The sequence below is a fragment of the Providencia sp. PROV182 genome (assembly GCF_028480325.1).
Taxonomy (GTDB): Bacteria; Pseudomonadota; Gammaproteobacteria; order Enterobacterales; family Enterobacteriaceae; genus Providencia; species Providencia hangzhouensis.
The window spans coordinates 156,221-180,814 of sequence record NZ_JAMPOL010000012.1; the positions used below are offsets into that span (position 1 = coordinate 156,221).

Below are 24,594 nucleotides of genomic sequence, written 5' to 3' on the forward strand. Positions count from 1 at the left end.
AAACAGAATAATTTCAAAATAAATAGTAAATTAAGTTGATTGTTTGTAATGATTATAATTATCATTATCTCTCTTAATCTCCTTTATTGCTTATTCCTTATGAATTTAAAAACTAGCAAGCTACTCATATCATTAGCTATTTCAGCGGCATTAGCGCCTTATCATGTATTTGCTGTTGATAATCCAAAAAATGATCAGATTACAGTTACAGGCAATTGGCTTGAAAATACTGAAGATGGTGAGGTGGTATTTAATCACCCAGGTGCTCGAACGGTAAAAACGCAACAACAAATTAAAGAATCAGGCAGTGAAACCATTGCTGATGCATTGAAAGGGATACCCGGTGTGCAGGTACGAGAAAGTAACGGGACAGGTGGGAGCGATGTTTCCTTGAATGTTGGGGTTCGTGGGTTAACCTCACGCCTTTCACCCCGCTCAACGATTTTACTCGATGGTATGCCACTAGCGGCAGCTCCTTATGGCCAACCTCAGCTGTCGATGTCGCCATTATCACTAGGGAGTATTGAATCTATTGATGTGATCCGCGGAGGAGCTTCCGTACGTTATGGGCCACAAAATGTGGGTGGCGTCATTAACTTTGTGACAAAACCTATCCCGAAAGACTTTTCTGGTGGTGTTTCGTTACAAACCCAAGGGGCTAAAACAGGAGGGCTCAAAACCCTAGTCGATGCGTCCGTGGGGGGCTCAAAAGCCGATGACTCTGCGGGAGCGATACTGCTGTATTCAGGGTTACATGGGCAGGGCTACCGTAAAAGCAATGATAATACAGATATTGATGACCTGATTTTAAAAACACGTTATGCCATAACCGATAACGACGAGTTACTGGCTAATTTTCATTATTATCATGCAATGTCAGGTATGCCAGGTGGGCTAACTCAAGCGCAATATAACGCTGACCCATTCCAATCAACACGGCCTTATGACCGTTTTGAAGGGAATCGACAAGATATGTCATTGAAATATAAACATGAAGAAGATGATAAACAATTTGAGTTAATGACATGGTTTAGTAAAAGTTATCGGGGGAGTTATATAGAAAGTGACCATAAAGATAAAGCGAATGAAAGACGGTTAGTTTCTTACCCTCGTCACTATACCGCGTATGCAATTGAACCGAGTTATTCACAATTATTCCGTTTTAATGATATTTCACATGAAGTGACGGTGGGATACCGTTATTTAAATGAAACCGCAGACGAAAAAGCTTACCGTTCAAATTGGTACCAAGCCGGCACTCAAAGTTCGCGGCCGAGTACTAATGATTATTACCAACACACATCAGGTGGAACAGAAGCCCATGCTATTTACCTTGATGACACCATTGATGTTGGTAATTGGACGGTGATCCCAGGGATCCGCTATGAGAACATTAATATTCATTTAAATGACAGTTTTAAAAACCAAAACAGAAGTAAGCGATATAGTGAACCGCTTCCTGCGCTGGCGGTGATCTATCACATTGATGATGAATGGAAACTATTTGCCAATGCGAGTACGTCATTTGGCAGTTTGCAGTATTTTCAGTTGAATACGAAAGGGGTAGGGAATTCACCCGCAAATGGGTTAAGTGCAGAAAAAGCACATAACTATGAAGTGGGGACTAAATACGATAATACTGCGCTATCTCTTGAAGCGACATTATTTTATATCGATTTCGATGACCAATTACTTTACGTTGAAAATACAACGGGTTGGACAAATTTGGGAGCCACAACTCATCAAGGTGTGGAATTGGCGGCAAGGTATAACCTGTCTGAGCTGAGCGATAAATTGGATGGTATAAGTGTATATAGTACTTATACCTACACTAAAGCGGTAAGTAAAAAAGGGGATTTCGCTCATAAGGATTTACCGTTTTATTCACGGCAAGTCTTTACCGCAGGTAGCCGTTATGAAACTGGTAATTGGGTATGGAACTTAAATACTTATGCACAATCTACCCAAGAATCGCCAGGAACATCAAGCCATTATGTAACAAAACCAAGTGCTGATGGCCGATACGGAACAATCCCCGGTTATATGGTGTGGGACGCACGAGGCGAGTACCATTTTGGAAAAAGTTTGTCTGATTTAACGCTATCTGCTGGTATTAAAAATCTTTTTGATCAAACTTATTTTACACGTTCTACGGATAACAATTATGGTATCTATGTGGGGCAGCCAAGAACTTACTATGTTCAAGCATCCGTAAAATTTTAATAAAAATAAGGCAGAACAATGATGATGAGAAAACTTATCAATGCATTCGTGCTGATTCTTAGTGCTGTTAGCCTACTATTTTCAACTAATAGTTTGGCGGCACCTATCACTGTGACGGATATTGCGGGTAGGGATGTGACGGTTAATGCCCCTGTATCTCGAGTGATGCTGGCGGACAGCCGTGTTTTAGTTGCGTTAAATATATTACATCCGCAAGACCCATTAAAAGGGATTATTGCTTGGGATGATGCGTTAATTAAAAAAGCGCCTGATTTGAGTGTTGCGTACAGCAAAAAATTTCCACAACTCAGTCAAATACCTGTTTTTCCCAACCCTTATACGACAGATTTTAGTGTTGAAAAGGCCTTAGTAGCTCAACCTGATTTGTTAATTTTTGATATTGGCTTAAAAAGTAAGCTTGCTGAAAGTGGCACCTTATCGTTATTGGAAAAAAGTGGTTTACCCGTTATTTTTATCGACTTTAGGCAATATCCATTAAAAAATACCATGCCGAGTATGGCATTACTTGGCCAAGTATTCGGTGAGGAACAACAAGCACAAGCATTTAATCAGTTTTATCAACAAAAGTTAGACTTAATCCGTTCAAGAGTGGCTAAACTTAGCAAAGAGCAGCGTCCAAGCGTATTCATTGAACGAGCTGCTGGTATCCAAGGGGAAGATTATTGCTGTAAAACGTTCGGTAATGGTAATTTTGGCGAATTTGTTGAAACGGCAGGCGGGAATAACCTTGGTTCACAATGGTTTAGTATTGGAATGGGTGGGGAAATCAGTGAAGAACAATTGATTCACAGCAACCCTGATTATTATTTAATGACCGCAGCTGATTGGGATAGTACCCGTAAAGGTAGTGCTTCTGTGCCGTTAGGTTATACGGGGGATAAACAAAAGTCTTTAGCTCGCTTGAGTAAGCTAATGGATCGCCCTAAGTTTCGTTCATTATCTGCTTACAAAAACAAGCAAGTATTAGCGTTATACCAGCAATACTACGATACGCCATTTAACATTATTGCGGTGGAAGCGATTGCAAAATTTATCCACCCAGAGTTGTTTGCAGACCTTGACCCACAGGCAGATAGCGATTATTTACACCAGACCTTTACTGCCCTAGAGGGGGATGGTGTGTTTTGGGTTCAAGCGGAATAATTATCTTCTCATATAGCCCGCTTTAGTGGTGTTGGCAGTTAAAGCGGGCAAATTTATTGGTTAATTATATTATTTTTAAGTTTCGTTGAGCACGGGCAAAATGATTTTTGACGGGTATTCGCTAGAAATATGTAGGCTATTACAAGCTATTTTCCAGGTTCTATCACCCGCGATAGTTTTACCTGTATTTGTATTGAAGTCATATTTAGGGAAATTGCTACTAGAAATATCTAATCGGATGCGATGTCCTTTTGCGAAACGGTTTGCACAGGCAAACGGCTTAATTTTTACTTCGACAATTTCATTTGGGGTTAATAATTCCTTCCGTTCATAACCATGCCGAAAACGACAACGGATGATGCCATCAGTAATATTCATGGCATAGCCTTGAGGGTAATCGGCACTGGGAGGGTAAACATCAATAAGTTTTGCAGTGAAATCTGTATCTAATGCATCACTGCTTATCCAAAGCGACACTTCAATTTCACCTGCTAAACAGACATCTGCTTGTAATTCTTCGGTTTCGAATACTAATACATCACAGCGGGCAGAAAGGGGTAAGTTATTATGCTTACTACCAAAAAACTTTGGTAATTCACATTGATTGAAAGCCCCACCCCAAAATATAGGCTGACCTGAGGTTAAGGCACCGCCAATGGTAGGCACTGGGTGCTTAGGGTCATAACAATAGGATATTGTAGTTGTTTTAGTGTAGGGCTGATGATGTAATTTGTTATCTGGCCACAGATAATACGCAGTTTTCTCAGTATTTGGCAAAGGCCACTGATGGTGGCTAAGCCATTTTCCCCCATGCTCTATACGTCCTTGTTGGTTGCGTTTACCACTTCCACCACCCATCATGAATATTGTTACTTCGTCACGATGGTTTTTGGCGCTCTCATCCTTTAAGTGAGTTTCAAACCAGTTTAAACGGCAAGATAACCAACTTTCACTAACATTGTGGTCAAATGCTGCGATATCACCAAACTCTGCGTCGCCACTATGCGTGATATTACGGTCACCATGTAGCCAAGGCCCCATGATCAATTTTTGCGGTGATTGTTTTTTGGTAACAAATGCATAGTAGTTATCTAATGTTGAACTGACATAGGCATCGTACCAGCTAGACATAAATAACACTGGGATATCCGGTATTTGGTCATAATAGCCTTCGGCATAAATGCCTATTTTCTGCCAATAATCGGAAAAACACTCTTCTTCCCATTGCTCAAATAAATATGATTCATATTCAGGAACATGTTTAAGCAATGTTTGTCCTTGATGCCATGGCATTGTCGTAAACCATTCATGGATATTTTCTTGTTCGAGTGCGGCTAAAATTTCGGGAGATTGCTGGGCGAGTGGGCTTAGTTTAGCTTGCTTAAACGCCCAAGTGGCTTGTTTGAGTTCAAAAGCCCCCCCTTGACGGATCCCGCATTGGTAGGCGTTGGCAAAACCGCCAGAATCCAGCACCATCGTCTGTAAACCTGGTGGATTTAAACACGCCATTGCTAATTGTGTATGAGCGGCATAAGAGAGACCCATTGAGCCTATTTTGCCATTACACCAGGGTTGTTCCATAATCCATTGTAATGTATCAAAACCATCTTCAGCTTCATTAATATATTTTGTGAACTTTCCTTCGGACTCATAACGTCCACGGCAATCCTGATACACGACAATAAAACCATGTTTATTGAAGTATTTCGCCATTTCTTGGCGTGTTATTTGCTGGCCTGATACCGTTTTTTCCGAACGAGAAGGTGCGGTTTTATCATAGGGGGTTCGCTCTATAATAACGGGAAAAGATGCAGTTGATTGAGTTTGTGGAAAGTAAATATCGGTTGATAGCATTATTCCATCACGCATTTCTATTCGGTAATTCTTCATATCCATCTTACTAATACCCTATGGTAACGGCGACGCTCAGTAAACCAATGCTGATTGCCATAAAAATGATAAAAAGCGGTAAAATGTATTTTGCCCAGGTGGTCCAACTGACACCGGCTGTAGCTAAAAAGATCAATAACCCACTAGATGTTGGTGTGATCATATTGGTTAGCCCATTACCCATTAAAAATGCAAAAACCGTTGTTTGAGGGGAAACACCAGAAATTTCACCAACGGGGCCTAAAATTGGCATTGTGACAGCGGCTTGCCCAGAAGTAGATGGAATAGCAATGTCTAATAATAGTTGGGAAATAAACATGCTATATGATGAAACATAAGGACCGTGATTACCGACAAGCCCAACTAATTGATGAATAATGGTATCAAGAATTTTACCTTGAGAAAGAATAATTTCGACAGCAGTCGCTAACCCAATTAACACCCCTGCGATGAGGACTTTTTTCATTCCACTGACAAATGCATTAGCGGCGGCACTTGCGGTCAAACCACTACAACAAGTTAAAATGACACTTAAGAATAAATAGTAAGCAGATAAATCATTATTTTTCCAATGCCAGCGATTAGAGGCATAGACTAAAAATGCAACACCGATAGCTAAGACAATTAACATAAGTTTATGGCGATGGGTTAATTGTGTGGTTTGATTATGTTCTTCAACCGCATAGTTTGTGAGTGTCGTTTTACGAATGCTATAGAAAACGAATAAAATACCGAGTGTAATAAAAATAAGGTACGCCGCAATTCGCATACTTAAACCACTAAACACGGGTAAACCAACAAGCGGTTGTGCGATAGAAAGTGCATATGGGTTGGTGATGGAGGCGAGGTATCCTACCTTAACCGCAATAGCTACAATGGCAAGCCCAATAAGTTCATTCAACCCAACGCGTTTCACTAAGGCTATAACCATGGGAATAACCAAAAGATACTCTTTGGCCAACCCCATAAAGGTACTTCCCATGGAAAATACAATCATTAAGAAAGGGATTAACAAGTAGATATTGCCTCGGGTAACATGGAGCAATCGCTCTAGCCCTGATTCTATAGCCCCTGTTTTATTGAGAATACCAAACATTCCTCCGATGAATAGCACCATATATATAAGTGGCGATTGCTTAACAATTCCTTCGGGGATCGCTTTAAATAGTTGAGGCAAACTGACAGGAGCGGCAGTACCTTCCTCCGATTTCTCAGTGCCTAATAATTGCTCTAACGTAATGTCTTTAGTGATAGTTTGGTAAGAATCAGGAATAACTTTCTTGCCATCACGCTCATATTGGCCTGAATTAACAAAATAAGTCATTAAAAAGGCAATGATAACTATAGTTAACATTACTAAAACCGGGTTCATTTGCCAGCCTGGTGGTGAAGATGGGCTTTGTATTGTGCTGTTTGTTGGTTGCATGGTGTTGTCTCTTTTATTGTATTAATTATGAGTCGTAACCGAGCTGCCTCGATATACGTAAAGCAGACAGAAGCAGTTGCTCAGTCATATCTTGTTCTTTTTCATCAGAAAAACGGCTTAGAGGTAAGCTAATACTCAGCGAAGCAATGCATTCCCCATGTTGTGAAAAGATAGGTGCGGCGATCGCACCAATACCTGCGGTTAATTCACCCCGGGTAATTGCAAAACCTTGTGAGCGTATGGTTACAATAGATTTTTCAATAGAGGGGTTCTTTTCAATAAAATGTGCTTGAACATCTTTAGGTGAGTAAGCCAATAGCACTCTGCCTGAAGCCCCAGATCCTAACGGTCGGCGATTACCAGCTTCACTGCGCACTTGAAGTGATTGTCCTGATGGCTTATGAAGAACTTGTAAAATTTCATCGTTGTCACGTATACGCATTTGAATATTTTCATCAAAACGTTGACGTAGTTGCTCTGCTTCAACTTCTGCGACTTGGATATAGTTAATTTGTTGGCGAGCGCAATTCCCCAAGCTTAATAATTGATGGCCTAAATGATAAGTAACCGGATTTTCGTTTTTTTGTACGAAATGGCGATTTTCCAGTGTGCATAATAAGCGGTATACCTTGGATTTATTCATGCCAGATAAGCGTGCAAGTTCACTTAACCCAAGATTGTTTTTTTCACCTAATAGCATCAATAACAATAAAGCATCATCAACGGCAGTGACAATATTTTCTTTCATATCAACCTCGACTGGTTCATACAGTAAACCATTGGTTTATTTAATAAAATTAGCATGGAGAATAATAAAAAATGATTCAAGAGAGTTGTTAATAAATTGTGAGGTGAGTTAGGGTTTTAAAAAGGTATTTTTCAGTGATAAAAATGAAAGTGAAGTATTTTTAATATAAAACAATTGGTTATAGGAAATCTAAAATAAGAAAATTTTGATGACAACGCGAATAGAAATGATTGTAAATGGGAAGCTAATCGTCATTTATGGCGGTTATTTGGTTCACCTAGTGAAATTGATTCGTACACCAGCAATAAATAAAAGAACCTTCAGCGAAAAAATGCGTCACTTTTATTGATTTTTTAAGGGGAAAATTCGGAAATGGCAGAGGTTATCAAAAAAGCATCGAAGGCATTTCTTAAATAATGAGCCTTATGGCAGAATGAAATTCACTTTCTTTAATGGATAACAGAGATGAAACTCGCGCTAGTTGGTTCTGGAAAAATAATCATGTCGGCTCTTGATGCTTTAATACAGGTGCAGGGGATAGAGCTAGTTGCACTGTGTGTTCGGGCGGAAAGTATTGAAAAGGGGCAGGTTATTTGCCAACAATTTGGTATAGCAAAGTTGTATACTGATTATCAAGAACTCCTGCAAGACCCTGATGTTGAGGTGATATACATAGGTTTGCCAAATCATTTGCACTTTCAGTATACCTTTGATGCATTGATGGCCGACAAACATGTGGTATGCGAAAAACCGTTTACACCAAATTGGCAACAATTGCAGGTGTTAATTTCCATTTCACAGACTAGAGGGCTTTTTTTGTTTGAAGCCATTACGTCTATTCATACTCCTGAATTTCATTTTATCAAACAACATATTGATAAAATTGGTGAAATTAAAGTAATTCACGGTAATTACTCCCAATATTCAAGTCGATACAATGACTATTTACAAGGCCGTATTCATGCCGCTTTTGACCCACAGCAAGCAGGCGGTGCACTCTATGATATTAATCTATATAACATTTATTTGTTATCGGCCTTGATGGGAGCACCCGATAGTAGCCATTATATTTGTAATAAAGGGTTTAATGGAATTGATACATCAGGGATATTAACCGCTCATTTTGGGCGTTCAGTTGCATCGTGCGTGGGAGCGAAAGATTCGGCGAGCCCTGGTTACTTTATTATTCAAGGTACTAAAGGGTATATTTGTATCAAGGGGGCTCCAAGTCTTTGCCAGTCAGTCGAGGTTTGCATTGACGGGGAAATATCCAGCGTATCTCGGGATACAACAATCAATCATATGGTCTATGAGTTTGCATTCTTTCGTGAGCAAATTGGCACTAAAAGCCATGCTAAATGTAATGAATTGCTTGAATTAGCATTAATTGTTTCAAAAATATTGCATCAATCACGGGACGATGTAGGGCTGGTATTTGAATCATAAATACATTGGCAGCGCTATGGCTGCCATAATTTGTCAATTTAAAATGAATATAAAGATGCTACTGATTTACCAAGCTTTTCAGCAAGCTCAGATGCCGCATATCTATCCATGATCACTTCGATATAGGCCGCATGGTTCGATAGCTCGGCTTGTTTAATCGCATTGTCTAATTCAATACAGTTGGTAACACGCTGACAATACCAATCTTTACAGCCTAATGCCGCGGGAAGCTGTGCATAATTCCACTGGGGTAAGTCGTTGTAATAGGCTTCAGGGTTTTTACACAAAAGCCGCTCAATTAAATAGCCGTCATTATTTAGGACAAAAATAATGGGTTTTAAGCCAAAACGGGCAAACTGGCTAATCTCTTGGGCAGTGAGTTGGTGAGAACCTTCTCCAGTTACTAAAATCACCCGTTTGTGTGGCTCAGCTATTGCTGCACCAAATGCAGCAGGAGTGGCCCAACCGATAGAGCCCCACAAGGTTTGGTTATGAAACTGTGCATTTTCAGGTAATAAAGCAAAACCTAACCCCATGGATGCAGTTCCCGTTTCTGCAATAATAATATCGTCCTTACGGAACATTTTTTCTAGGCGAGGGTACAAATATGAGGCAGTAATTTGGCCATTTTCACCTTGTTGTGGAGATCCTAAACCTTGGGCTTTGATCCCAACATGGTTCAGTGAGGGCACAAGTTCTTTTAATTTATGTAACACATCTTTCATCAATACATTTGGATAGATAGCAGAGCCCACTTTCACGTGGTCAGAAAGAATGTTAATACAGCTTTCAGGGGCAATAGCTGCCGTGAAGCTGCCGGAGTTGAAGTCCGTTAATACTGCACCGATCCCCATAACACAGTCACAACTCTCGACAAATTCTCTCACTTCAGGATTCATTAGTTTTCCGTTATAAATCCCCATATATCGAGAGTTAGATTCGCTTAAGACCCCTTTATCCATAAACATAGTGGCATAGGGTAGGCCAGTTTTCTGAATAATAGCCTCAACATCAGTCGTTAAGCCGAAACGTGCTGTTAAAATTCCAGGAATAATGCAGGCTTTTGTACTCGATGTGAGCTTTTCGACAATAGCTGTAACGGCAGCTGATAATGACCTGCTATGATTTTTATTTATAGTGATAGTTTCAGATGTTTTATCTGCTTTAATTGGCATAACAGCGTAGTCAGAAGGGAAACCTAAATAAACGGGTCGAGATTTTTGTAAAGCGCTTGTAATTAAGCGCTCTGTCTCGGCAATACAGTTTTCAGGCGTTAAAATAGCGTGAGCGCAGCTTAAGTGTTGGCTCATTTGATAAAATACATCGAAATCACCATTTCCTAGAGTGTGGTGAACTAAACGATGGTTTTTTTGAACCCCACTTGCTGGCATACCAACAAGGTGAAAAATGGGAAGATGTTCGGCATAAGCGCCTGCAATACCATTTAAAGCACTGAGTTCGCCGACACCAAAAGTCGTCGATAATGCTGCTACACCTTTCACGCGGGCGTAGCCATCTGCAGCATATGAAGCATTAAGTTCATTGCAGTTGCCAATCCAGCGCATATTTTCACTTTCACATACTGCATCTTCAATAGGGAATGCGTAGTCACCAGCAACACCAAAAATATCGTGAATACCGATTTGGTAAAGTCTGTCCAATACGTATTCGATAACCGTCTTATTCATCATGCTGATCTCCATTAATTGCTTAGCTAATAATTCTAAATTGAATTATTTTTATCGTTTATTGTGCTTTAAAGGAAATCACTTAAACTCATTCTATCTATAACTAAAAATCATAGGGGGTGGAATGGACATTCGTTCATTACGTTATTTTGTTGAAGTCGTACAGCTCAATGGTTTTAGTCGTGCGGCAGAAAGTTTATTTGTAACGCAACCGGCGATTAGCCGCAGTATTAAAAAATTAGAAGATGAGCTTGGTTATACCTTGCTGATTAGGGAAGTCGATGGCGTTAAATTAACGGAGGAAGGGGACATTTTATTGGCTCATGCAAAGCAAATTCTTTCACAGTTTAGCAGTATGAAAAAAGCGTTACAGGAAAGGTCTGGCCCTATATCCGGGGTACTACCTGTGGGGCTACCACCGGTGATAGCATCGACTTATTTTGCTGATATTATTATGGCTTTTAGCCAACGTTACCCACAGGTGGAACTGAAAATTCTTGAGTTAGGTACCCGAAAAATGCGTGAGGCAATGTTAAATGGTGAAGTTGAAACTGCCGCGGTGATGTTACCTTTTGCTGATGACCGCTTTGAAGTACACCCCTTTTCAACGGACCGATTAATGCTATTAGTCAGCAAACAACATCCACTCGCGATCCGTGAATTTGTTAAATTTAGTGAAATAGTCGATGAGCCTTTTATTTTCTTTTCTGATGATTTTCTAATTAATGAACTGGTTGTCAGTGCTTGCGGTGTTTATGGCAAAAAGCCCACTATTTCCGGACGCAGTAGTCATTTAGATTTGGTAACTGCCATGGTAAGAGCCGGGGTAGGGGTAACGCTACTGCCAGATAGTATGTGGCAGAATACCAGTTCAGTGGGATTATCCGTTATTCCAGTTATTGAGCCAATATTGGCTTACGATATTGCTTTAGCGACAGTAAAAAACCACCACCAAAGCCGTCGTGCCAAAGCATGGCATGATTTGGCGTTAACTATATTAAAGGCCAATAGGGCAAGATGAGGCAGTTAGTCCTGTATTGCTAAGTCTTGCATTAAACCGCCCAGAAATATTCATTTATTAATGAATATTGCTAAGGTTTAAATATTTATCTTAATTAAAAATTTTCTTTAATAAACAGAATCTATTGAGATTATAAAATAATTACATAAGAAATTATTTTTGATTTAAATCACATATGCGGAATATTGTTCATACATTAATGAATTAAAGGCGCTATTGTTAAGCAAATGAAAATAAATTGTTTATTTTATTTGGCGGGGTGACAAATGAGCGCAGTAAAATATGATTATATTATTGTAGGTGCGGGTTCTGCCGGTTGTGTTCTTGCTGCTCGGTTGATCCAAGAAACGCAATCTAGAGTATTACTTATCGAAGCGGGCGATAGCGATAACCATTTGTTTATTCGTATGCCTGCAGGTGTAGCGAAAATTATCGCCCAAAAAAGCTGGCCTTATGAAACTGAGCCAGAGCCTCATGCTAATAACCGTAAAATGCAAATTGCCCAAGGGAAAGTATTGGGGGGAAGTAGTTCTGTCAATGGAATGATTTATATCCGAGGACAGAAACAAGATTATGATAATTGGGCTCTAAACTATGGTTGTGAAGGTTGGGGATATGCGGATGTATTGCCATGGTTTAAAAAAGCAGAGAACAATGAAAGCCTGACAGGGGAATATCATGGAACAGAAGGCCCACTTCCTGTCAGTGAAAATAGATATCGGCACCCATTATCAATGGCATTTATTCGTGCAGCACAAGAGCATGGTCTTCCTTATCTCAATGATCTTAATGGAGAAAGCCAGCAAGGAACAAGCTTTTACCAGACGACAACGCATAATGGAGAAAGAGCCAGTACATCAAGAACCTATTTAAAATCAGTGGAAAAGAATGATAAGTTGACATTAAAGCTTGGCACTCAAGTGAACCGTATTATAATTCGCGATGGCCGCGCGATTGGTGTTGCTTATCAAGGGAAAAATGGCCATAAAGTTGAGGCATTCGCTAGTTGCGAAGTATTGGTTTGTTCTGGTGCGATGGGCTCTGCAAAATTATTGATGCTGTCAGGGATCGGGCCAGAGGAGCACCTATCTTCGTTGGGGATTGATACTCATGTGAATCTGCCTGTTGGCAAAAATTTTCATGACCACCTACATATGTCAATTAACGTCACGACTAAGCAACCAATTAGCTTATTCGGCGCAGACCAAGGTCTAAATGCGATTAAACACGGGGTAGAGTGGATAGCATTTCGCAGTGGACTGCTCACCTCTAACGTTTTAGAAGGCGCTGCATTTAAAGACAGTTGCAGCCAAGGTCGTCCTGATGTACAAATTCATTTTTTACCTATTTTAGATAGTTGGGATGATGTTCCTGGCGAACCTCTACCCGCCGCCCACGGCTTTTCTTTAAAGGTCGGGTACCTGCAACCTAAGTCCCGTGGTGAAGTTTTATTGCGCAGCGCAGACCCACAAGCACCACTAAAGATACATGCTAATTATCTTGCGTCACCTGAAGATATGGAAGGTTGCAAACGGGCAGTTAAATTTGGACTGGAAGTATTGGATTGCCCTTCATTACAAGTATTAAGCAAAGAAGTTCTAATGCCGCCAGCGTCGGTGCGCCATGATGAAGCTCAACTTGAAGAGTTTGTCCGAAATTTTTGTAAAACGGTTTACCATCCTGTGGGAACTTGCCGTATGGGAACGGATACTACAACATCAGTGACTGACTTGCGGTTACGTGTACATGGTATTGAAAACTTACGTGTCGTGGACTGTTCTGTGATGCCTGAAATTCCAAGTGGAAACACAAATGCCCCAACGATCATGATTGCAGAACGCGCAGCAGCGATGATTATAGAAGATAGGAACGCAAATTAGCCTTGCGATAAGGTAATAATAGAAAAACAGCATAAAATCAAGGCAACCACCCAAACTTTATGCTGTTTCAATAATCTTACGGTACTTAGAACGATCTAACATTAAGTTGTGGTGTTATATATTAAACCGTTATTTTGCTTTATTGATTTATAGTATTTTTATATTTAATGGTTTATTTTGTACTCGCGGTATATTCATTTAATTAAATCCATCAAATAAAATAGCGTACTTTTATTAAAGTTAAATAATTTCATACAATAAATTTACTTCTCAATGACTACTATAAAGTGACATAAAGTCGTATTTCCCTTTTTTGGATAATATGCCAAAGAGCGTTATAGGTGAAGCTGACTTGATTGGCTTGGGATGATGTAGATAAACCTTACCTTCACGATAAAAATTTCGACCGTGCATAATCATTTGAAAGCTAAACAAACTATTACTGATATTCCACTTTCAATATTCCAGAAGCGGTAAATAAACCTAGTTCAATTTCTTTCCCTTCATGAAAAACTGGGGACACCGTTAATACTGGCTGTGCATAGTAAGTAAAATTACGATATTCATTAGGTAATAAAGGCGTATTATCTGCTTGAATTTTTAGTCCTAAATTAGGGTTAGATGTTTCAAGCAAATTCGTATTAAAGCTTGCACTAGAGCTTTCAAGCTTTAATTTAAGATTTGGATTACTGGATGATTTACTTCCGCAATCCAAATGATAGTCAATGTTTTTTGTATAACGTTCACTGGTAAATCCGTGTAGATTTATTTCACCAAATGAGACTTCAATAGGTTGTCCAGGGCCATTTTCACCATACACATCACAAGTGCTTTCAATAACATCCACTTTAATTGTTAATGTATAGGTTTCGGCAAGGCAAAAGCTACTAAAAAAAATAATCAGTATGTTAGTGAGAATTACAAATAGTAAAAGTGTTCTTTTTTTTATTATTTGAGTTAAAAATATCATAATGATTTATACTCCAATCGATAAATCAAATAAATTAATTCCAAGTAACTTAGATTTAATTTTTTAATTAATTACAATAGATAAAATAGCATTTCCTACCCTCGAACCTGGCTCGGGATTTCCTAATGAAGATAGAGTTGAACTAACGGAAAAGGTTAAGTTTGTATTTTTTTTAATATCCGCTTGAACTAAATTATTCAACATACATTTTCCTGAGACACATACATCTAATTGACTTTTTACACCATGTAATAAATCAACTTCATTTTCAGGTAAAAATTGAAATGTGGCACTCATATCGCCAGTACACGATATATCCCCATTAATTTTTGCTATATTTCCATTTATATTATTTGAGTTGACATTGCCATGAGATATCGTCAATGGCATAGATACATTGCAAGAAGGCAATACTGGGATCTCAGGGACATTAACTGAACAGGTTGTTCCTACATCTTTTCCATTCACAATTATTTGTAAGCATGTATCAGCATAACCTGTTGCTGATGCATGGTAATCGAAGAAATTTATATATCTAACATCAAACTGCCCAAACTTAACGCCGAAGTCGGGTAATACTTCACTACAGTGCTTAGGTGTGTTTCGTGTGACTGAATAGTATTTAACAACACCTACATTATATATACTACTAAATCCAACTAGTAGAGAAATACTTGGTGTTGCCATAGAGGTTATAGAGCCTGTCGATGAGCGTCCAGTCGCAATAACTGTAATATTACACTCAGTATTCGTGCTGTTTTTTATCTCATCTGGAATATATAAAAAATAAGGGCCTAACGTTTTTGGTATAGTATAGTATGCATCATTAATAAGATTATGTAACTTACTTGTGGTGTATATACTGTTAGGATTTAATGGACTTGCACTAGTTTTATTATTAATTATAAATAGTAAAGCTAGCATCATTATTTTAAAAAAATAAATATTTTTACTTTTTAGCATTACGCTATTACCTATCAATTTTATAAATTATTATCGTGATGCTATGACGTTAATCATATAGCATTTCAAAAGCAATTAAAGCAGAAAAAGTACCAGGTATGAGTGGACCGGACGTTCTTATAGCTGAGACATAATAAATTAGGCTATTTTGGCCCGATGCAATTAACGTTGGGTTACTTTCTTTACCTATTGGTAATATTTCTCCTGCTGAATTTGCTACTTGCAACCCAAAGCCGTATGCCCCGTTGACTCGAATAATATTTGAATGTTCAGGTTCACTTGCCGCTAAAAATTTGATTTTGACCGCAGGCTGTGTGCTACTCCATACTGTTTTTCCAGTTTGGAAATTTTGAAGTTCAGTTTGAACTTGCAAGCAATTTAACAACTCAATTTGGAATGGAATAGGTTGCATCACTTGCTCAGAAGAATTTAGATCACTAAATGATAAATTTCCTAGCGAAACGGATTGGTTACTAGATTTCATAGCTAATTCGCATGGGTTTTCAGTTAAAGAGCCTGAAACATGGATAACCCCATGCTGGCCATCAACCTCCCAACCATCTGTAGGCCTGAACAGATTATTATTGTCAGCAATTGCCGGCAATACTGTGGCTAAGCAAAGTGAAATGACCATATATTTTGAACGTAACCAACGATATATTTTTGAGCTCATAAATATGTCCCCATTTAGCTTTATATTCCTTTACTATTTATTTAATAAATTTTTTGTAATAACAGAGCAGATTGTATTTTTACAATCAAAGGTTAATTTGGGGCGACCACCATAATCATTAATATAAGTAATCACGGGGGTATTACCTAATTGCTCATTTGTCATTCCAATATTGATCTCACTAAAGGGCGCAATCATAATTGGATTAAATTCTTTCGCATCCGTATTTGCATGGGCCCCTGCATTAATTATTGTGATGTAATAAGGCGTTGGGTTTTTGGCAAAAACAAGATTTCCTTTCTTTTCAAGCTGCATTTTTTCTTGCCATGGCGCACTGTTTTGCTGTGGTGCAATTGCTTCTGGACGATAAAATAATTTTATTTTTGTTTGTAATGCAATCTGTAAAGTATTTGGTTTATCACTCTTAGGTGGAATCTCTCGCATATTAAAATAGAATAAAGACTCTCTATCCTGAGGTAAGTTTTTTACATCGGGTAGAGCTTCAATTTTCATTTGACTAGATTTTCCTGGTTCTAATCGTTGAACTGGTGGTAATACAATTAATGGTGATGTTATTTTTTTACTTTCTTCATTTTCAATCCAACCTTGAGCAAGATAAGGAAGTTGCTTATTATTATTATTAATATTTAAAGAGATTGACTTGTTCTCTCCATCAAAGATGACTCTTGTTCTATCTAATGATACCGCAGCCTCTGAAAAAGCACTTAGGGTTAAAGGCCCTAAAAAAATACTCATTAATGTCTTTTTGATATTCATTTGGTTATTACCTTTCATATTACTTTTATCTATTTAAACTAAATAATCATTTGACTATTGCTTTTACTACCTCGTTGCATGGAAGTAATAAATTATCTTGAATTTCTCGATTCATTAATTCAGAGGGAAAAATTATTTCACATGACATATTTTTACCCCATGTAACATTCATTATTTCTGAAGGATGGACACCGCTTATATAAGTATTACCTAAATCACCTACAATCCCAACGTTTTGCTTTTTATGATTTGTTACTTGAGCTCCTAATGGTGGATGAGTACCATCAGTAAGTACGATAACAGCCATAATTTTCTGACCTGAAATAACCGAAAATGAACGATATCCAACAGCACCTTCAGTTAATGTTGCTTGAATAACAGATTGTTGGGCATCAATATCATCAGGTAGCTTATTTAAATCAATTTGCGCTTTATTTCGATAGTAGCTACTGACATCTGAAATAACTGCTTTCCCAAATCGGTTTGATTCAACAGGAACACCAATACCACGAATCGTAATATTTGGAACATCATCAGTATCAACTAATATACGTGCTCCCCCGAGATTATTTATTCTATGTGCAACCGTACCTTTCCCTGTTAAGGTCAAGCCACCTGAAGTGGAAAGGCCAAAAGCACTATATTGGTTATTTATATGATTCGCATTGGCTGACCAACGAGCATTATCCCCTTGATGTGAAATAAAAGCACTTGCGGTTCCACCTTTTCGATTTGCACCTGCACTTACCTGATAATTTGTTCTATCATCCAATCGGTCATAATAAGAAACACGATTAGTCGTATCATAGCGGCTTGTATTCATCGAATAACCAACATTTGCCCCATTACTTAGTGGGAAAGATAATGATACATAAGCGCTATCATCGGTCACACCATTATAAAAACTACGATTTGCAGATAAGCTAATACTCATATTTTTTATTGGACCGATATCCATATATTTCGATAGCATTAAACTGTAATAATCATTATCTTTTTTATCCCAATACGTCTGATGGTTATAATTTAAATATAATGATAACCCTATATCCTGGAAATTCTTATTTACAGATATAGTGTATAGCTCTTTGCTTCCATAATTGCGTAGCCCTGTTCGTTGGGTATTTAAGAAATCACTCATGCTCATATAACTTCGTTCTGAAAAACGATAACCTGCAAATTGTATCTGGCTATCGAACTCTTCAAATCGTTTAGAATAGTTAACTCGGTATGAGCTCCCACTTAATGTCCCTTCACCGGATAAACGGGCGATAGACTGAGTAACATCAAATGAAAGTGCACCGAATACGAGTAAATCCCGCCCAAATCCCATTGATAGCGCATTATAATTTTGGCTATTCAAACTACCGCCAATTAAAGACCAACCATTACTAATACCCCAAGAAAATTCACCTGTAATGAAATTTTCCCCTTCACTTTGGCGCTCGGTATTCGTTGGCTGGCCTAGCGCAAATTTATATTGAACTTGCCCAGGTCTTGTTAAATATGGCAAATTTGCGGTATCAACTTGAAACTCTTGAATTGAACCATCTTGCTCTTTAATGGCAACATTTAAAGTTCCTGTTATGGCATCACTTAAATTTTGGATACGAAAGGGACCCGGCGCAACTTGTGTTTCATACAGTATCCGTCCTTGTTGCATGACCGTCACTGTAGCATTACTTTGTGCTATCCCTGTTATTTCAGGGGCATATCCACGCAAGTTTGGTGGCATCATGCTTAATTCAGATTGCAAGCTTGCACCAATAAATCTAAAGCCATCAAAAATATTTGAAGCCAAATAGTCTTCACCCAGTACGAGTTTAGCCTTTAATTCAGATAGAGCTCGGTATGCATAAAAACGGTTCCATGTGAAATCAGATTGGTCACGTCCTTGGCTTCCTGTTGTGTGGTTATAGCGGCTTTGCCAATCAGCTCTAAACCGCCAAGCACCTAAATTGATACCTGCAACACCATTACTATTTACTGAGGATGAATTTGCTCCTCCATTATAGGAATTAGTGGCATTAGCATTCACATTATAATCAATAAGTAATGCTGATATTCCATTGTCCCAGCGAGAAGGGGGATCCCAGTTTTCTGATGTGTACTCTAGGTACGCTTGTGGAATACTGACATATAGAGATGACGTAGCTAAATCACCGCGCAGCAATAATCCTGGCAAGCTGTTTTCATTAAGGCATTGCCCTTCATGCCACCATGTTAATTTTTTTTGCGACTCAGAAGTAAGCCCGAGTAGCTTAACTATTTCTGGAGATAAACAAGGCTGACTATTATCAGGATCATACTCACCAGAATAATAGGGGATGCTAATGTCAGATATTTGTTCGTTATTGATTTTTAGCGTAAAGTTATAAACTCCGGGCATAATATAACCCGCACGAGAGAATTGGTTTAAATCAATGTTATTTTTGTCTTCTAAATCTAAAACATCAGTATTGAATTCAATATGATTATCTGCATTGATAGTTAAAGTCACACAACTGATTGTTAATCCAATAAGAATACTTAACCATTTTAATTTTGGTGTATAAATAGGTAACGAAGACATAAAACATTCCTAAAATCTAACAATAATTTATTTATTATTTAGTAATAATCTAGTTTAAAACGCAGTGATGTTTGATACTGCCCAGCACGTAAAGGTGTTTTATCTGAAATAACTTTTAACTGATAATTCAAAATATATTTCCCAGCTTTTATATCGTTCGGTAGTGTTTTTTTTCCTGGGTAAATATGTACTCCTTTCGAATCAGTTAATAATAGTGCTATACCTTGTGCTGACCCCGATACTGAAAAAAAATCCCCATTAGCAGGCCCATCAAATGAAACTTCAAATGTTTTCCATGGTTCACCTGTATAAGATGTTAGTTTGCAACCAATTAATGTAATAAAAAAATCATGTGCTTGTCCTTGTCCTTTTTGCTGTATTAATGATAGTGGTAAAATTCCCATGTCAATGGATTGTTCATAAGAACCAGTATCAATACTACATGCCGTATCCATAATGCTACCTTGCATTATCAGATCCATTGAGTTATTTGCAGAAGCATTCTTAAAAAAGGGTAATAGTAAAAAAAAACACAATGATAAAATAATTTCTTTTTTCTTTGTTATCATATTATAACCATTAAAATATACACCACGAGGTCTATCAACCCCGTGGTGAGATAGCATCTTATTAAAATTTATTTAATTATATGCTAATGTAAAATTAGTAACTGCTTGGAATTTCCCTGGTGTTACTGGAATAACTTTGCTTTGCGCATCAACTAGCTGAAGTCCAATTAATGATGCTTGGAATTTTAATGTGTTATTCCCTTCAACATAATTTTGTTTTGCGCCAGAGTTAACTTTAATTTGAGTACCCGATGAATTCATGATCTTCACTGCGGCACCAGTAGCATCACCTGTAATCTGTAAATAACCTGTATCTTTCCCCGCTTCAGTTCCCTTGAAAGTTACCGCAACTTGATTATCACCTTTTAGGTTACAGCCTTCTAATTTAATCTGAAATGGTTGTGCTGATGATTCACCACCGTTATCTAAAGTCACATTAGATACTTGGCCTAATGGAACTTCTTGATTCTCTTCACCAGGAGCAATAGAGCATGGCGCTTCAATAATAGAACCAGAAAATGTTACCGTACCACTCCCTGCATTAACAGCTAAAGCAGATGTACTCATTAAACCAGAAATCATAGTTGCTAAAATAATTTTTTTCATTTTTTCCTCAAACGATAAGTATAGATATACATATAAATATTTATATGCATTTTTTTAATAAAAAAATATTTAAATAAAATATATTTAAATGGACTAATAAAAATAAATTGTATCAGATGCTGATATCTTATTTTTTAAAGAAATTACATCATCCGAAGGGGATTTTTGAACTTCAGCAATAATAAGCTTAATGACTCTTTCAAATGGACAATCGAGTGCTACGCTTAAATTAAATAACATATCAATACTAATTTTATTTATTCCACGTTCATAACGTGACATTTGTTGCTGTGAAACATTTACTTGTTTTGCTAGTTCACAAGCAGAAATACCATTCTCTTTACGTATTTTTCTTATAACTAATCCACAGTAAATAGAAAATAGATTATCTTGTGTTTCATATTTGGATATGACTCTATTAACTTTACTCATAATTAATAACAAGGTCTCAGTTTAATAATTTATAATTTGTTGTGCTCTTATATATTCCCTTTAAGTGCTTACAATTATAATGAGTAGTATTTTTTAAATCAAACCACGAAAAAGAATAGAGTCTATTTAACTGGCTATATTTACACTTTTTACAATTCAGTTGTTTTTCTTATCTAACAATAAGTTATAAACATTTAAAGTTTTTAACAATTTTTTTAAAATCAAATTTAGAAGTTAGCTTGTTAGTTTATTAGGCTTGGTTTGACATAAAAAAAAGTATTTTTATCTGAAATTAACAAATTTTAATAAATCCTCTTAAATTGTAACAAAATAACTTGATTTTAATCAAAAACACACACATAAGGAGTGATTATGTAATTTGAAAAACGAAAGACTTTAGAAAAAAGACAGCAAAATCAAGTGATTAATTAATACTCTCATTTGGAGTAAAAATCTACAAAAAAATACAATTAAATCATTATAGTAGCTAGTAGAGATGATGTGTGGCTTCTTATCATTACATCAATAGCCTTACTTATCTAAATATTTATACCTCCATAGCCGAGACACTATAGGGTTCTATCTGCTTAAATTTTTTGTTACGGGCTCTTCTAGCTTACTTTATATCTAGTAAGAGAGTTACTGCAGAGTAGTAAACAAGTACGGATATGTGTCGTTTTTTACCATAATGTTTTATTTTAAGATATGACTTAGGGCGGTCATTAATCTGATATTTTTTAACTTGGCTTTGTTAGCCTGTAAATTCAAATTGTTATGAAAGTAAGCTAGATTCTATTTATTTAGAAAGAGAAGGAGAACCAATAGTGAGTTTTTATGATATAACAGGAGGGAAAACAGCATAGTATTATATTTATAAATTAAATATTATGCTGTTTTTTGATTAATGATACTTTTTAGTTGGGTGCAAATCTAAAATATAGGCTTACACATTAAACAAAAAGTTGAGTACATCGCCGTCTTTCACGATGTAATCTTTTCCTTCTGCGCGCATTTTACCTGCTTCTTTAGCACCTTGTTCGCCACGGTATTGGATAAAGTCATCAAATGCGATAGTTTGCGCGCGAATAAAGCCTTTTTCGAAGTCAGTATGGATTTTACCCGCAGCTTGTGGCGCAGTTGCACCAACAGGGATAGTCCACGCACGCACTTCTTTAACACCGGCAGTAAAATAGGTTTGCAGGTTTAATAACTGATATCCAGCACGAATAACACGGTTAAGACCCGGCTCTTCAATACCTAAATCCGCCATAAATTCATCGCGCTCTTCGTCTTCAAGTTCTGCGATATCAGACTCAATCGCTGCGCAGACAGGAACAACCACAGAGCCTTCAGCTTCTGCGATTTTATACACCACATCTAAGAACGGGTTATTTTCAAAACCATCTTCATTAACGTTAGCAATGTACATGGTTGGCTTTAATGTTAAGAAGCTCAAGTAGCGGATAGCCGCTTTATCTTCATTAGATAAATCTAATGTGCGTAACATGCCTGCTTGCTCTAAGTGCGGCAAACATTTCTCTAATGCTTCTAATTCCGCTTTTGCGTCTTTATCGCCGCCTTTTGCACGTTTTTGGACACGATGAATAGCGCGCTCACAAGTATCAAGGTCAGCAAGTGCTAATTCAGTATTAATGACTTCAATATCTGCGGCAGGGTCAACTTGGCCTGCAACGTGAATGATATTGTCGTTTTCAAAACAACGAACAACATGACCAATGGCTTCGGTTTCACGGATATTCGTTAAAAATTGGTTACCTAGGCCTTCACCTTTGGATGCACCTTTCACTAAGCCCGCGATATCAACGAATTCCATAGTCGTTGGTAATATACGCTGTGGCTTCACAATTTCAGCTAATTGATCAAGACGTGGGTCTGGCATTGGCACAACACCCGTGTTTGGTTCAATTGTACAGAAAGGGAAGTTGGCTGCTTCGATGCCGGCTTTGGTCAATGCATTAAATAGGGTGGATTTACCCACGTTAGGCAGACCAACGATACCGCATTTAAAACCCATATGTTTCTCACCTTAATAGCAAGGGGCAGCCTCACGCTGCACCCAATGTTTAGAAATTGGCGCTGATTATACACAAAAAGTTGATTCGGATGAAATGAACTCTTATGAGGTTGCTTTAAAACCATGTAAACGATTGATGGCTTTGTCCATCCCATCAGCCAGGAGAATATCTGTGCACCTAGCTGCTTCATCAATCGCATCATCAATGAGCTTTTGTTCAGATAAAGGCGGTTTGCCCAAAACAAAACCAACAACTTTATTTTTATCACCCGGATGACCAATACCAATGCGTAAACGATAAAAATTCGGGTTATTGGCGAATTTGCTTTGAATATCTTTCAACCCATTGTGCCCGCCATTACTGCCACCTAACTTCATTTTAGCCACACCTGGTGGTAAATCGAGCTCATCATGGGCGACTAAGATCTCATCGAGATTGATGCGATAAAAATTAGCTATAGCGGCAACAGATTTACCACTTAGATTCATAAATGTGGTTGGAACCAGCAGACGGATATCGTTACCATTCATATTAATGCGAGCGGTATAACCAAAAAATTTAGCTTCTTCTTTCAATGGCTGATTATGGCGCTCAGCCAGTAAATCAACATACCATGCACCTGCATTATGGCGCGTTTGTGCATATTCAGCACCTGGATTGGCAAGTCCAACAATTAACTTAATTTTGCTCACGGCGATGATTTCACTATCAGTTATGAAAATAATGCCTTAGTTTACCTTGTGAAATACAGGATGTACAAAATTGTGATAGATAAAAGTCACTATGATTATAATTGCCGAATAAACTATTCGGATTTTCTGGGTTTTTGATAAAAAGCACTTTTTGTACAGATATTCTTGCTAACTTCCTTCCTTGTGATGTCTATCGCAAAAAATTTTACTTAATGCACTATAATCATTACATAAATATAAAGTATGACCGAATTTATTTACACATGCTTGCTTATCAGTTTACTGGTACTGGAGGTATATATGAAACGGAAAAGCGCTCATCTTCTTGGTAATGTCTTCATGGGAATCGGAATGGTGTTGATGATCGGGAGTATTGGTGTCAACTTATTCTCTCATATTGTTAACTTAGGCCTTTCAGAACTTATTACCAATGGTTCCTTATTCGGCATTTTTATCGGTGCGATGGTATGGTTAGTCGGTGCAAGGATCGGCGGCCGTGAAAAAGTTGCAGACCGTTACTGGCAGTTAAAACAACAATATCATTCACGCAGAGATAATCACCGCTATCCATAAATAGCCTAGAGCAATTAATTGCTGATAATGGTGAACAAGTTTGATAATTAGGCATTAAGAAGAGTGAAATTCCAAAGAATTTTGCTCTTTTGTCGTGAAGATTGTGAGTTATTTTAGATGGCTATTTTTATCGTTTTATTACGTGAAATCACCACTATGATTGGCGATAGAATATAAACATAGGCATCGATGGTTTCTTTCCTGCCAAAATCATAAAGCCCCTGCAAATTACATTGCAGGGGCTT

At 37.7% G+C, this 24,594-nt stretch carries 20 protein-coding genes; 6 read left to right on the top strand and 14 right to left on the bottom strand.

Going from position 1 to position 24,594, the window contains the following annotated elements:
* The first annotated feature begins 99 nt into the window (after positions 1-99).
* Both PR834_RS11305 and PR834_RS11310 read left to right on the top strand, forming a co-directional pair.
* Entirely contained in the window at positions 100-2,223 is a 2,124-nt protein-coding gene (locus tag PR834_RS11305) for a TonB-dependent receptor family protein (RefSeq protein WP_172767269.1), read from the top strand.
* A gap of 21 nt (positions 2,224-2,244) precedes the next feature.
* Positions 2,245-3,387, top strand: coding sequence for an ABC transporter substrate-binding protein (locus PR834_RS11310; RefSeq protein ID WP_172767564.1), 1,143 nt, complete (start codon positions 2,245-2,247; stop codon positions 3,385-3,387).
* A 75-nt stretch (positions 3,388-3,462) separates the two neighbouring features.
* On the opposite strand, the gene PR834_RS11315 is transcribed toward PR834_RS11310, so the two are convergent.
* Genes PR834_RS11315 through PR834_RS11325 form a run of 3 tightly spaced genes read right to left on the bottom strand, consistent with a single transcriptional unit; the run spans position 3,463 to position 7,451 of the window.
* Positions 3,463-5,283 carry a CocE/NonD family hydrolase gene (locus tag PR834_RS11315; RefSeq protein WP_004264061.1) on the bottom strand — a complete coding sequence of 607 codons (1,821 nt, stop codon included), beginning with the start codon at positions 5,281-5,283 and terminating at the stop codon, positions 3,463-3,465.
* A gap of 4 nt (positions 5,284-5,287) precedes the next feature.
* The gene (locus PR834_RS11320) at positions 5,288-6,703 is read right to left on the bottom strand and encodes a YfcC family protein (protein WP_272536658.1); all 1,416 of its coding nucleotides are present in this window, start codon (positions 6,701-6,703) and stop codon (positions 5,288-5,290) included.
* A gap of 25 nt (positions 6,704-6,728) precedes the next feature.
* Positions 6,729-7,451: an IclR family transcriptional regulator gene (locus PR834_RS11325; protein WP_004264067.1), complete on the bottom strand. Its 723-nt coding sequence runs from the start codon at positions 7,449-7,451 to the stop codon at positions 6,729-6,731.
* A 465-nt stretch (positions 7,452-7,916) separates the two neighbouring features.
* Between PR834_RS11325 and PR834_RS11330 the strand changes: the two genes are divergently transcribed.
* The gene (locus PR834_RS11330; RefSeq protein WP_094962500.1) at positions 7,917-8,897 is read left to right on the top strand and encodes a Gfo/Idh/MocA family protein; all 981 of its coding nucleotides are present in this window, start codon (positions 7,917-7,919) and stop codon (positions 8,895-8,897) included.
* Positions 8,898-8,935: 38 nt separating this feature from the next.
* Here PR834_RS11330 and PR834_RS11335 read toward each other — a convergent pair whose 3' ends face one another.
* On the bottom strand, positions 8,936-10,585 hold the full coding sequence (locus PR834_RS11335; RefSeq protein ID WP_262960837.1) for an alpha-keto acid decarboxylase family protein: 1,650 nt from the start codon (positions 10,583-10,585) through the stop codon (positions 8,936-8,938).
* Between the two features lie 124 nt (positions 10,586-10,709).
* On the opposite strand from PR834_RS11335, the gene PR834_RS11340 reads away from it, so the two are divergent.
* Together PR834_RS11340 and PR834_RS11345 are read left to right on the top strand one after the other, a co-directional pair.
* Entirely contained in the window at positions 10,710-11,606 is an 897-nt protein-coding gene (locus PR834_RS11340; RefSeq protein WP_004264091.1) for a LysR family transcriptional regulator, read from the top strand.
* A 266-nt stretch (positions 11,607-11,872) separates the two neighbouring features.
* Positions 11,873-13,486, top strand: coding sequence for a GMC family oxidoreductase (locus tag PR834_RS11345; RefSeq protein WP_262960827.1), 1,614 nt, complete (start codon positions 11,873-11,875; stop codon positions 13,484-13,486).
* 439 nt (positions 13,487-13,925) lie between these two features.
* Here the strand turns inward: PR834_RS11345 and PR834_RS11350 are convergent, their stop codons facing one another.
* The 10 genes from PR834_RS11350 to pth all read right to left on the bottom strand — a co-directional run bounded on the left by PR834_RS11350 (position 13,926) and on the right by pth (position 23,776).
* Positions 13,926-14,456: a fimbrial protein gene (locus PR834_RS11350; protein ID WP_112307004.1), complete on the bottom strand. Its 531-nt coding sequence runs from the start codon at positions 14,454-14,456 to the stop codon at positions 13,926-13,928.
* Positions 14,457-14,519: 63 nt separating this feature from the next.
* Positions 14,520-15,419, bottom strand: a complete 900-nt coding sequence (locus PR834_RS11355) for a hypothetical protein (protein ID WP_004264095.1) — start codon at positions 15,417-15,419, stop codon at positions 14,520-14,522.
* Between the two features lie 49 nt (positions 15,420-15,468).
* Positions 15,469-16,092, bottom strand: a complete 624-nt coding sequence (locus PR834_RS11360; RefSeq protein ID WP_262960828.1) for a fimbrial protein — start codon at positions 16,090-16,092, stop codon at positions 15,469-15,471.
* Between the two features lie 33 nt (positions 16,093-16,125).
* Positions 16,126-16,887 carry a fimbria/pilus periplasmic chaperone gene (locus PR834_RS11365; RefSeq protein ID WP_136135199.1) on the bottom strand — a complete coding sequence of 254 codons (762 nt, stop codon included), beginning with the start codon at positions 16,885-16,887 and terminating at the stop codon, positions 16,126-16,128.
* A gap of 28 nt (positions 16,888-16,915) precedes the next feature.
* Complete coding sequence (locus PR834_RS11370; protein WP_272536659.1) at positions 16,916-19,441, bottom strand: outer membrane usher protein; 2,526 nt, start codon at positions 19,439-19,441, stop codon at positions 16,916-16,918.
* A 38-nt stretch (positions 19,442-19,479) separates the two neighbouring features.
* Positions 19,480-20,010: a fimbrial protein gene (locus PR834_RS11375; RefSeq protein ID WP_272536660.1), complete on the bottom strand. Its 531-nt coding sequence runs from the start codon at positions 20,008-20,010 to the stop codon at positions 19,480-19,482.
* 72 nt (positions 20,011-20,082) lie between these two features.
* Positions 20,083-20,616 (bottom strand): fimbrial protein, encoded by a 534-nt coding sequence (locus PR834_RS11380; RefSeq protein ID WP_272536661.1) that lies wholly within the window; start codon positions 20,614-20,616, stop codon positions 20,083-20,085.
* A gap of 93 nt (positions 20,617-20,709) precedes the next feature.
* Complete coding sequence (locus PR834_RS11385; protein ID WP_004264112.1) at positions 20,710-21,048, bottom strand: helix-turn-helix domain-containing protein; 339 nt, start codon at positions 21,046-21,048, stop codon at positions 20,710-20,712.
* Positions 21,049-21,991: 943 nt separating this feature from the next.
* Positions 21,992-23,083, bottom strand: coding sequence for a redox-regulated ATPase YchF (gene ychF / locus PR834_RS11390; protein WP_094962511.1), 1,092 nt, complete (start codon positions 23,081-23,083; stop codon positions 21,992-21,994).
* Between the two features lie 102 nt (positions 23,084-23,185).
* A complete protein-coding gene (gene pth / locus PR834_RS11395; protein WP_094962512.1) occupies positions 23,186-23,776 on the bottom strand; it encodes an aminoacyl-tRNA hydrolase in 591 nt (196 codons plus the stop codon).
* Positions 23,777-24,076: 300 nt separating this feature from the next.
* On the opposite strand from pth, the gene ychH reads away from it, so the two are divergent.
* Positions 24,077-24,349, top strand: coding sequence for a stress-induced protein YchH (gene ychH, locus PR834_RS11400; RefSeq protein ID WP_004910602.1), 273 nt, complete (start codon positions 24,077-24,079; stop codon positions 24,347-24,349).
* Positions 24,350-24,594 lie beyond the last annotated feature (245 nt).